Below are 11,765 nucleotides of genomic sequence, written 5' to 3'. Positions count from 1 at the left end.
TTTCACGGGCGAAAGACGACATACAATCTTACGTACGGTGACTGGAGTTCCCGTCCTCGGGCCTCCGACGGCGCCGCCAGCACAAGCCGACCGGGCCTCGGCGCCGCACCCGCAGCCCCGCCCGCCGGTCGTCCCCTCGCGGCAGGTGGCTGCCGTGCCACGACGACCATCGGGGCCGTCCGCGCCCGCCGGGCACCCGGCGCGGGCCACCGCACCCGGTGCTCCCCCGGCCATCAGCGTGCGGAGCCTGGTCAAGAGCTACGGCGACGTGCGCGCGGTGGACGGCGTCTCCTTCGACGTCGCCGCCGGCAGCACCTTCGCCTTCCTCGGCACCAACGGCGCCGGCAAGTCGACGACGATCAGTTGCATCACCACGCTGAAATCCACGACGTCCGGGACGATCCACGTCGCGGGAATGCAGGTGGGCCACCAGGATCTCGACGTTCGACGCGCGATCGGCGTGGTCTTCCAGGAGTCCCTGCTGGACCCGGTGCTGTCCGTCCGCGAGAACCTCGCCCTGCGCGCGACCTTCTACGGGATCGGCGCGAAGCCGGTGAAGGAGCGGATCGCGGGACTGTCCTCGCTGCTCGGGCTCGAGGAGTTCCTCGACCGCCGGTACAAAGCTCTCTCCGGAGGGCAGAAGCGTCGCGCGGACATCGCGCGGGCACTGATCCATCAGCCGCGCATCCTGTTCCTCGACGAGCCGACGACGGGCCTCGACCCGGACTCGCGCGATCGCGTCTGGTCGACGATCCTGGACCTGCAGAAGCGCCTGCGGCTCACTGTCTTCCTCACCACGCACTACATGGAGGAGGCCGAGCGCGCCGACCGCATCGCGATCATCGACCACGGCCGGATAGTCACGGCGGGCACGCCGACGGAGCTGCGGAGCGCCCACGCGCGGGACGAACTGCGCGTCACCCTGCGGAACCCGCGGCGCTTCGACGAGACCTTCGGCCCGCGTGCACGACGCAACGGGGCCGAGCGGCGGATCGCCGTCGAGTCGAGCCGCGAAGCCATGGCACTGCTCCGCGACTTCGACGCCGACATCGCCGATTTCGAGTTCCGGCACGGGACCATGGACGACGTCTTCCTCGCGATCACCCGAGGAGGCGACCGGTGATGTTGTTCCATCTGACCCGGCGGAACGTCGTCGTCTTCTTCCGCGATCCCGCGGCGGTGTTCTTCTCGCTGCTGTCGCCGATCATCCTGTTCATCCTCTTCTCGGCGTTCCTCGGCGGCGTGCAGACCGATGCCCTGCAGAAGTCCGTGCCATCCGCGAGCGCCGACGACGTCGACGCCTTCGTCTACTCCTGGGTGATCGCCAACCTGGTCATGATCACCACCGCCACGACCAGCCTGTCGGCTCTCGTCGTGTTCGTGAACGACAGGGTGGGGAACGTCTTCCGGGACTTCCTGGTCTCGCCGATCAGCCGACTCCAGATGATCCTGAGCTACCTGCTCGGCGCCTTCGTGGTGTCGGTCGCGCTGAGCGCGACGGTGTTCGTCCTCGCTGACGTCTACCTCGGTGTCGTCCACGCGGCGGCGCTCCCCGTCGGCGCGTTCGCGCAGGTGCTGACCCAGTTGATCGGCTTCTGCCTGCTGTTCTCCGCGATCTGGAGCCTCGTGGTCACCTTCATCGGGTCCACCGGCGTCTTCACCTCCGTCGCCACGATCGTGGGCACGGCGGGCGGCTTCCTCGCGGGTGCGTACATCACCGTCGGTGCCCTGCCGAGCGGCGTGGTGACGTTCATGAACCTGCTCCCCCTGAACCAGGCCGCGACACTGATGCGGGGTCCGTTCACCCGTGCCCCGCTCGACGCCCTCGTCGGCTCGTCGGAGCAGGCACGCGAAACGGTCCGCGAGGAGTACGGCCTGATCCCCCACATCGCCTCGGCGCCGGTCCCCGAGTGGACGATCTGGCTGCTGTTCGCGGGCCTGTTCATCGTCTTCGTCGCCCTCGGCGCCTGGCGCATCGGCCGCAGGCTCGGGTGAGCGGTCGTAGCCTGGCGGTATGACCTCCACGAGCTACGCGGTCTCGATCCCGCAGATCCTCGACGGCGACTTCGACGCGGCGGGTGTCCGGGACTATCTCGTCCGCGCGGAGGAACTCGGGTTCGAGGGGGCCTGGACGTCGGAGCAGACGGTGGGCGGGGCGGCGATGCTCGCACCGCTCGAGCTGCTCTCGTGGGCGGCTGCGTGCACGGGCCGGCTGCGCCTCGGGGTGGCGGTGATCGTCTCCTCGCTGCACGATCCGCTGCACCTCGCGGCCGCGGCCACCTCGGTCGACCGGCTCAGCCACGGGCGACTCGACCTCGGAGTGGGCTCCGGCGGCGACTTCCGGCCCTTCGCGGCCTTCGGCGTCGCACGCGAGACCTTCATCGCGTCCTACACGGAGGGTATCGACCTCATGAAGGCGGCGTGGGCGGACGATCCGACGGTGACCTTCCACGGCCGCTTCCGCGAGGTCGAGGGCGTCTCGATCCCGCTCAAGCCCGTGCAGCGACCGCACCCTCCTCTGTGGTTCGGTGGCGGCGCCCCCAAGGCGCTCGCCCGCGCGGTGCGCCTCGGCGACGGCTTCATGGGCGCGGGGTCCTCGACCACGGCGCACTTCCGCGGTGCCGCCGCCACCATCCGCGACGAGCTCGCCCGGCAGGGGCGCGACGCCGCGGGCTTCCGGATCGGCAAACGCGTCTACGTGGCCGTCGATGACGATCCCGCGCGCGCCCGGCGACGCGCCGACGAGGGCCTCGACCGGATCTACGGCGCGCTGACGGCGCGGTTCGGCGACGTCGCCGTCACCGGGACGCCCGAGCAGGTCGCCGACGGCATCGCCGAGGTGGTCGCCGCGGGCGCGCAGACGGTCCTGCTCAATCCGCTGGGCCACGACGTCGCCGCGGACCGCGAGCAGGTGGAGCGGCTGCACGCCGACGTGCTCCCGCGGCTGCGATGAGACCGCGGGAGGCACCCGCCGCACGGGAGTCAGCACGTCCCGGCGCGCAGCCGGTGACACCGTCGTAACAATCCGGCTCGCCCCCGGAAACACCGCGCGGGCACGGTGGCGGCATGGATGTGGAGACGGTGTGCGGGTACTGCGGGGTGGGCTGCGGCCTCACGCTGCAGGTGCGCGACGGTGCCGTCACGGGCTCCGTCGGCACGAAGAACCACCCGGCGAACCGGGGCCGGCTGTGTACGAAGGGGACGACCACCGTCGACCTGCTCGCCGCGGGCGGCCGCCAGACCCGCGCCGAGCTGCGCCAGGACCGCGACGCGCCCCGGGGCCCCGTCGGCCTCGCGGAGGCCATCACGGCGACCGGCGAGCGCCTGCGCGCCATCCGCGACGAACACGGTCCCGACGCGATCGCCCTGTACGTGAGCGGACAGATGACGCTGGAGGCGCAGTACCTCGCCACCAAGCTGGCGAAGGGCTACCTCCGGACGAAATGGATCGAGTCCAACTCGCGACTGTGCATGGCGAGCGCCGGTACCGGTTACAAGCAGTCCCTCGGCGCCGACGGGCCGCCCGGCAGCTACGACGACCTCGACCACGCCGACGTCTTCCTCGTCATGGGCGCCAACATGGCCGATTGCCACCCCATCCTGTTCCTACGGATGATGGACCGGGTCAAGGCGGGCGCGCGCCTCATCGTGGTCGATCCGCGCCGCACCGCCACGGCCGCGAAGGCCGATCTCCACCTCGCCGTCCGCCCGGGCACCGACCTCGCGCTGCTCAACGGGATCCTCCGGCTGCTGGCCGAGAAGAACGCGCTCGACCTCGATTTCATCGCGCACCACACCGAGGGCTGGGACGCCATGCCCGCCTTCCTCGAGGACTACCCGACGGACCGCGTCGCCGAGATCACGGGCCTCGCCGCCGCCGACATCGAGCGCGCGGCCGAGCTCATCGGCGGCGCCGCGAACTGGACCAGCCTGTGGACCATGGGCCTGAACCAGTCCACCCATGGCACGTGGAACACGATCGCGCTCTGCAACCTGCACCTCGCCACCGGCGCGATCTGCCGTACCGGCTCGGGCCCCTTCAGCCTCACCGGCCAGCCGAACGCGATGGGTGGCCGCGAGATGGGGTACATGGGACCGGGCCTGCCCGGACAGCGGTCCGTCCTCGACGAGGGCGACCGCGCCCGCACCGAGGACCTCTGGGGCCTGCCCGAGGGCACGATCCGCGCGGAGGCCGGCCAGGGCACCGTCCAGATGTACCGCGATCTCGCCGCGGGCTCGATCAAGGCCGCCTGGATCATCTGCAGCAACCCCGTGGCGTCGATGGCGAACCGTTCCACCGTGATCGACGCCTTGCGGTCGGCCGAGCTGGTGGTGGTGCAGGATGCGTACACGGGCACCGAGACCTCGGAGTACGCCGATGTCGTGCTACCCGCCGCGCTGTGGGCCGAGACCGACGGCGTGATGGTCAACTCGGAACGCTCCCTCACCCGGACCGCCGCCGCGACGCCCCCGCCCGGTGACGCGCTCCCCGATTGGAAGTTGATCTGCCTCATCGCCGCCGAGCTGGGCCACGGTGCGGACTTCGACTACCCCGACGCCGCGGCGGTCTTCGACGAGCTCAGCGCCTTCCACAACCCCCGAACCGGCTGGGACGTGCGCGGCGTGGACCACGCGCGCCTGGCGCGCGGACCCGTGCAGTGGCCCGCCGCACCGGGCGGCCCCGACCGGAATCCGGTGCGTTACCTCGACCCCGAGGACACCGCGCGCGGCCCCGTCTTCGCCACCCCGTCCGGACGGGCACGATTCCTCCCGCGGCCCTACCTCCCGCCCGCGGAACTGCCCGACGACGAGTACCCGCTGATCCTCACCACCGGTCGGCTCGCGCACCAGTGGCACACCATGACCAAGACCGGGCGGGTCGCCAAACTGAACCGTCTCAACCCCGCGCCCTTCCTCCAGGTCAATCCCGAGGACGCCGACCGGCTCGGCCTCACCCCGGGGGCGCGGGTGCGGGTCTCCAGCCGCCGCGGCGGCGCGACCCTGCCCGTCGCCGTCGACGACGCCGTCCGGCCCGGGGTCTGTTTCGCCCCCATGCACTTCGCCGACTCCTTCGGAGAGGATGTGGCCGTGAACGCGGTGACCAACGACGCCGTCGATCCCGAATCACTGCAGCCCGAGTTCAAGGTGAGTGCGGTCGCGCTCACCCCGCTTCCGGCCGACCCGCCGGCCCCGGCCCCGGCTCCCGCCGCGGCCCATGCTTCGCCGCTCGCGACGGCGCTCGCGCCGTTCGCCTCGGGCCCGGGCGAGTTGACCGCGGAGGCCTCGGGATTCCTCGGCGGGCTGTTGACGGGCCTGAGCGTCGCGCCCCCGTCGGGTGTGCCGACGGTGCCCGGCGACGCGCCCCTCGCCCCGATCGCGCGCGCCTGGCTCGAGGGCGTCCTTGCGGGCGTGTACGGCGCGTCCCCGGCCGAGACGCAGCCCCCGGGCGCGACAGTCAGCATCGTATGGGCGTCGCAGACGGGCACGGCCGAGGCGTACGCCGCCGATTGCGCCGAGGCACTGAGCGGCGCCGGCATGACGACGACGATCCTCGGCGCCGAACAGGTCTCGCCCGCGCAGTTGACGGGCACCGTGCTGTTCCTGGTCGCCACGACCGGCGACGGCGAAGCGCCCGACAACGGCGTCGCGCTCTGGGACGCGCTCGCCTCGGCGGAGCCCGGCGACCTGGGCGGCCTGCGGTTCTCCGTCCTCGGCTTCGGCGACCCGTCGTACGCCGACTTCTGCGGCTTCGCCCGCAAGCTGGACGCGCGTCTCGAGCACCTCGGCGCGGCCCGGCTCGCGCCGCGTTCCTCGTGCGAGCCCGACTACGCCGAGACCGCCGCCGCGTGGCTCGGCACGGTGGTGACCGCGCTGGACCCCGAGGCCGCGCCGCCGCAACGGACGGCGGAGCGGTCGGGCCGCTCCCGGACCAACCCGCTGCGGACCCGCCTGGTGGAATCCGAGCGACTGTCCGGGGAGGGTTCGGCGAAGGACGTGCGCCGCTTCACCTTCGAGCTCCCGGCGGCGGAGCTGAGTTATCGCGCAGGCGACGCCCTCGGGATCCTCCCGGTGAACTCGGGGGCCGTGATCGAGGAGTTCTGCGCGCGCACCGGTGTGCGGCGCGACGTGGCGGATCTCGACCGCAAGGACCTCACCCGGATCACCCCCGAGCTGCTGCGCTTCGTCGCCGACCGCTGCGAGGTGAACGACGAGCTGCGCGGTGTGCTCGACGACCCCACGAAGTTCGCCTCGTGGACGTGGGGCCGTCAGCTGCTCGACCTTCTCGCCGCGCACCCGGTGCAGGCCGATCCCGCGGAGTGGGAGGCCCTGTTGCGGCCGCTCACGCCCCGGTTGTACTCGATCTCGTCCAGTCCTCGCGAGGACCCCGACCGGGTGTCGATCACCGTCTCCGTCGTGGCCTTCGAGCACGCCGGACGCCGCCGCGGCGGCGCCTGCTCGACGCACCTCGCCGGGCTCGACGCGGGCGGCGAGGTGGACGTCTTCGTACAGCCCACCCGCGCTTTCCTGCCGCCGGAGGACCCCGACGCCCCCGCGATCATGATCGGCCCGGGCACGGGCATCGCCCCCTTCCGCGGCTTCCTGCACGACCGGGCACGCGCCGGAGCGACGGGACCGAACTGGTTGTTCTTCGGCGAGCAGCACGAGGCCAGCGACTTCTACTACCGCACGGAGCTCGACGTCCTCGCCGCCGAGGGCGTGCTCACCCGCGTGGACACCGCCTTCTCCCGCGACAGCGCCCGAAAGGTGTACGTGCAGGACCGGATGCGTGAGCACGCCGCCGAGCTGTGGGAGTGGATCCGGCGCGGCGCACACGTGTACGTGTGCGGCGACGCGGCCCGCATGGCCCGCGACGTGGACGAGGCCCTGCGCGGTATCGTCGCCGAACACGGCCACATGGCCCCCCGCAGCGCCGATGCCTACCTCGCGGCGCTGTCCGCCGAACGGAGATACGTGCGTGACGTCTACTGACCGCGACCCGGCCGCGTCCTGCGACGCGGCCGTGGTCGTGGCAGGTGGCGGGGCACGCCGTCTGGGGCGCGACAAACCCGAGATCGTAGTGGGCGGGCGACGTCTGCTCGACGCGGCGATCGCCGCTGCCCGCGGCGCGCGCACCGTCGTCGTGGGCCCGCCGCGCGCGGTACCGGATCACGTCACCGTGGTCCGCGAGGACCCGCCGGGCGGTGGTCCCCTCGCCGCGATCGCCGCGGGCCTCGCCGCCGTGCCCGCGGATGCGCGGACGATCGCGGTCGTGGCCGCCGACGTTCCCGAGGTGGAGCCGTCGACCCTGGCCGGGCTGGCCGCCCTGCGTGCCGCGACCGGCGCCGCCGTGGCGATCGCCGAGGACGTGCACGGCAGACCGCAATACCTGCTCGCCGTATGGGAGGCGGACGCCCTGCGCGCGGCACTGGTGGGCATCGACGAGCCGTCCGGCGTACCGGTCCGAGCGATCGTCCCGCCGGACGCGCCCCGGCTGCGGCAACCGCTCGCCGATGTGGACACGCCCGAGGACCTGGCCCGCGCCCTCGCGTCCCCGCTCGCCGTGCGCCGGCTCCTGCGCACGACGCTCCCCGCACTGCCTGCATCTCCCGGACCGCTGGTGCCCGGGGCGGTCCTCGCGGATCCGCTCGTCGCGGCGGCTCCCTTTCCGCCGTTCGACCAGTCCGCGATGGACGGCTGGGCGGTCGCGGGCCCGCCGCCGTGGCGGCCCGTCGAAGGCGCGGCGGTCGCGGGCCACGACCCGCTGCCGCTCGGCACCGGGACCGCGGTGCGGATCGCCACCGGCGCCCGCCTCCCCATGGGCGCCGATCGCGTGGTCCGCGACGAGGAGATCGTGCGCGACGGCGCGCTGCTCGGGTGCGCGGATCCCGCTCGCGACGATGTCCGGCGCATCGGCTCGGCGTGGCAGGCGGGCACGACGCTCGCACCCGCCGGCACCGCGATCGACCCGGCCACCGTCTCACTCGCGACGGCCGCCGGAGTGTCCTTCCTCCCCTCCCGCGGTCCGGTCCGGATCCGGCTGCACACCTCCGGCGACGAGGTCGGGGCCGCCGGCCGCACCGGCCTGCCCGAGACCGCGTGGGGACCCGTCGCCACGACCTTCGAGACGGCTGGCGCGGACGTGCGGCGGGGGCCGCACCTGCGCGACGCGCCCGCCTCGTTCGGTGCTGCGCTCCTCCCGGACGGCGCCGACGTCGTGGTGATCATCGGCGCGACCGGCCGCGGTGCCGCGGACCGTCTGCGAGACGCGCTCGCCGAGGCCGGGGCGACGCAGCTCGTCGACGGCGTCGACGTCCGCCCCGGTGGCTCGCTCCTCGTGGCGACGGTGCCGGACGGCCCGATCGTGGTGGGCCTGGGCGGAAACCCGATGGCGGCGATGCTGGGCGCCGCACTCCTCGCCCGCCCTCTGTGCGCGGCGCTGCTGAGGGAGGGCCCGCGGACCGTCGACCTGCTCCTCCTCGCCGACGGCAACCCCGACGACCGCTGGCGCATGCTCCCGGTCGAACCCGACGGCGCCGGACGGTGGCTCCTCCCCGCGACCGTTGCGACGCCCCACCTGCGGGACGCCGTGGGCCGCCGCGCGGTGGCGCTCGTACCCCCGCTCGCACGCCCGGGCGACCTCGTCGAACGGCTCGCCTGAGTCCTCACGTCCATGCCTCGCCGCCTGTGAGGAAGGCGTGATCGACGGGCAACACGGCGGCACAGCCCCGCAACACCACCTCCTTAGATTCGGAGCCAACGGTTTCCGGCGAGAGGAGAGGTCCTATGGTCACCCAGCGCACCGTCGTCGTGGTGGGACACGGCATGGTCGGCCACAGGTTCGTCGAGGCGCTCCGCGCCCGTGACGAGGCGGGCGAGTGGCGGGTCGTCGTCCTCGGCGAGGAGACGGACGGCGCCTACGACCGCGTGGGACTCTCGTCCTACGTCGGGACCTGGGACCGCGCCGGACTCGCTCTCGCGGGCAACGACTACGCGGGTGATCCGCTGGTGGAGCTGCGGCTCGGCGTCCGGGTGACCGGGATCGACCGCGCGGCGCGCACCGTCGCGACGGCCGACGGCCCGATCGCCTACGACGCGCTCGTGCTCGCCACCGGCTCCTACGCCTTCGTGCCGCCCGTCCCGGGCCACGACCTGCCCGGCTGTCACGTCTACCGCACCCTCGACGACCTGGACGCGCTCCGCGCGGACGCCGACGCCGCGCTGGCCAGCACGGCCGAGCCCGTCGGGATGGTGGTCGGCGGTGGCCTCCTCGGCCTCGAGGCGGCGAACGCCCTGCGCAGCCTGGGGCTGCGCCCGCACGTGGTGGAGGTCAACCCCCGCCTGATGCCGCAGCAGGTGGACACCGGCGGCGGCGAGCACCTGGCGCGGATGATCGGCGACCTCGGGATCGACATCACCCTCTCGTCCGGCACCACCGACATCTCCCCCGGCGAGCACGGCCTGGCCGTGACGCTCAAGGACGAGACGGTGGTGAACGCGGCCGTCGTGGTCTTCGCGGCCGGTGTCCGGCCCCGAGACGAACTGGCCCGCGAGGCCGGGCTGACCGTCGGCGAGCGGGGCGGGGTCATCACCGACCTCGGCTGCGCCACCTCGGATCCCGCCGTCTTCGCCATCGGCGAGGTGGCGGCGATCGAGGGCCGCTGCTACGGCCTGGTCGGCCCGGGCTACGCCACCGCCGAGGTGGTCGCCGACCGCCTGCTGGGGGGCGACGCGCAGTTCCCCGGTGCCGACCTGTCCACCAAGCTCAAACTGCTCGGGGTCGACGTGGCCTCCTTCGGCGACGCCCTCGGCACCACCCCGGGTGCCCTCGACGTCGTGGTCAGCGACCCGATCGGCGGGACCTACGCCAAGCTCGTCCTGTCGGACGACGCGTCGACGCTGCTGGGCGGCGTGCTCGTCGGCGACGCCTCGCAGTACGGCGTGCTGCGGCCGCTCGTCGGCTCGTCGCTGCCGGGCGACCCGGTCTCGCTGATCGCGCCCGCCGGCGACGGTTCCCCCGGTATCGGGGTGGGCGCGCTCCCCGATGCGGCGCAGGTCTGTTCGTGCAACGACGTCTCGAAGGGCACGCTGTGCTCGGCGATCGCCGAGGGCGCGTGCACGGTGGCGGACCTCAAGGGCTGCACCAACGCGGGCACCTCGTGCGGATCCTGCGTGCCGTTGCTGTCCCAGCTGTTGGAGGCCGAGGGCGTCACCGTCTCGAAGTCGCTGTGCGAGCACTTCACCCAGTCCCGCGCGGAGCTCTTCGAGCTCGTCCAGGCGAGCGGCATCCGCACCTTCTCCGGCCTGATCGAGCGCTTCGGCTCCGGCACCGGCTGCGACCTCTGCAAGCCGACGGTGGCGTCGATCCTCGCCTCCACCAGCTCGGACCACATCCTCTCCGGCGAGCAGGCGTCGCTGCAGGACAGCAACGACCACTTCCTCGCCAACATCCAGCGCAACGGCACCTACTCGGTGGTGCCCCGCATGCCGGGCGGCGACGTGACCGCCGAGCAGCTGATCGTGATCGGCGAGATCGCCCGCGACTTCGGGTTGTACACGAAGATCACCGGCGGCCAGCGGATCGACATGTTCGGCGCCACCGTCGACCAGCTACCGCTGATCTGGCGGCGACTGGTGGACGCCGGCATGGAATCCGGTCAGGCCTACGGCAAGTCGCTGCGCACCGTGAAGAGCTGCGTCGGCAGCGACTGGTGCCGCTACGGTCAGCAGGACTCGGTGCAGATGGCGATCGACCTCGAGCTGCGCTACCGCGGGCTCCGATCACCGCACAAGATCAAGATGGGCGTCTCCGGCTGCGCCCGCGAGTGCGCGGAGGCCCGTGGCAAGGACGTCGGCGTCATCGCGACCGAGTCGGGCTGGAACCTCTACGTCGGCGGCAACGGCGGCATGACCCCCAAACACGCGCAGCTCCTCGCGGGCGACCTCGACCGCGAGACGCTCATCACCTACGTCGACCGATTCCTCATGTACTACATCCGCACCGCCGACCGGCTCCAGCGCACCGCGCCATGGGTCGAGAGCCTGGACGGCGGGATGGATCGCCTGCGCGAGGTGGTCATCGACGATGCACTCGGCCTCAACGCCGACTTCGAGGCCACGGTCGAGCGTCATGTGGACGGCTACGGGTGCGAGTGGAAGGGCGTCCTCGACGATCCCGACAAGCTCGCTCGGTTCGTCTCCTTCGTCAACGCCCCCGGGGCGCCCGATCCGACGGTCGACTTCGGCGAGAAGAACGGCCGCAAGGTGCCGATCCTGCTCGGCACCCCCACCCCGTCGATGCCCCCGAAGAAGGAGAAGGCATGACCACGACCCCCTTCGATCTGCACCGGTGGACCCGCGACTGGACGGCGGCGTGCCCCGCGGCCCGGCTCGAACCGCTGCGCGGCGTGGCGGTGCTCCTCCCCGACGGCGCTCAAGTGGCCCTGTTCCGGCTGGCGGACGACAGCATCCGGGCGATCGGGAACATCGACCCGATCGGGCGGGCCGCCGTGATGTCGCGCGGCATCGTCGGCGACCGGGGCGGCTTCCCCGTCGTCCAGTCGCCGTTGAAGAAGCAGGCCTTCAGCCTGCTCGACGGCCGCTGCCTCGACGCTCCCGGCGTCTCGATCCCGGTGTACGACACCAGGATCTCGCTCGATGGGACGGTCTACGTCGCGAACTCCCCGGAGGTGCGCTTCGGCTTCCGTCCCCGTCCCGGCATTCTGTGATCGCAGCACCGCTACTCTGCTCCTGACTGGTGAAGGAGT

7 protein-coding genes are annotated in these 11,765 nt (G+C 72.6%); all 7 read left to right on the top strand.

The genetic code is table 11. From position 1 onward, the window contains the following. The first annotated feature begins 154 nt into the window (after positions 1-154). The 7 genes from FK530_RS15660 to nirD all read left to right on the top strand — a co-directional run bounded on the left by FK530_RS15660 (position 155) and on the right by nirD (position 11,726). Positions 155-1,123: an ABC transporter ATP-binding protein gene (locus FK530_RS15660; protein WP_166443298.1), complete on the top strand. Its 969-nt coding sequence runs from the start codon at positions 155-157 to the stop codon at positions 1,121-1,123. After that, complete coding sequence (locus FK530_RS15655) at positions 1,123-1,995, top strand: ABC transporter permease (RefSeq protein ID WP_231706662.1); 873 nt, start codon at positions 1,123-1,125, stop codon at positions 1,993-1,995. The genes FK530_RS15660 and FK530_RS15655 overlap by 1 nt, the downstream gene beginning before the upstream one ends. A gap of 19 nt (positions 1,996-2,014) precedes the next feature. Then, positions 2,015-2,953: an LLM class flavin-dependent oxidoreductase gene (locus FK530_RS15650; protein WP_146487961.1), complete on the top strand. Its 939-nt coding sequence runs from the start codon at positions 2,015-2,017 to the stop codon at positions 2,951-2,953. 113 nt (positions 2,954-3,066) lie between these two features. Then, positions 3,067-6,990, top strand: a complete 3,924-nt coding sequence (locus tag FK530_RS15645) for a bifunctional nitrate reductase/sulfite reductase flavoprotein subunit alpha (RefSeq protein ID WP_146487960.1) — start codon at positions 3,067-3,069, stop codon at positions 6,988-6,990. Beyond that, positions 6,977-8,659, top strand: coding sequence for an NTP transferase domain-containing protein (locus tag FK530_RS15640; RefSeq protein ID WP_158645114.1), 1,683 nt, complete (start codon positions 6,977-6,979; stop codon positions 8,657-8,659). The genes FK530_RS15645 and FK530_RS15640 overlap by 14 nt, the downstream gene beginning before the upstream one ends. 125 nt (positions 8,660-8,784) lie before the next feature. Further along, entirely contained in the window at positions 8,785-11,322 is a 2,538-nt protein-coding gene (gene nirB / locus FK530_RS15635; protein WP_146487958.1) for a nitrite reductase large subunit NirB, read from the top strand. After that, the gene (nirD, locus tag FK530_RS15630; protein WP_146487957.1) at positions 11,319-11,726 is read left to right on the top strand and encodes a nitrite reductase small subunit NirD; all 408 of its coding nucleotides are present in this window, start codon (positions 11,319-11,321) and stop codon (positions 11,724-11,726) included. Before nirB ends, nirD begins: the two co-directional genes overlap by 4 nt. The last annotated feature ends 39 nt before the right edge of the window (positions 11,727-11,765 follow it).

The organism is Tsukamurella conjunctivitidis, from assembly GCF_007858475.1.
Classification (GTDB): Bacteria; Actinomycetota; Actinomycetes; order Mycobacteriales; family Mycobacteriaceae; genus Tsukamurella; species Tsukamurella conjunctivitidis.
The sequence above is the reverse complement of the archived record's forward strand: the minus strand, read 5'-3'. Positions and strand labels throughout refer to the sequence as shown.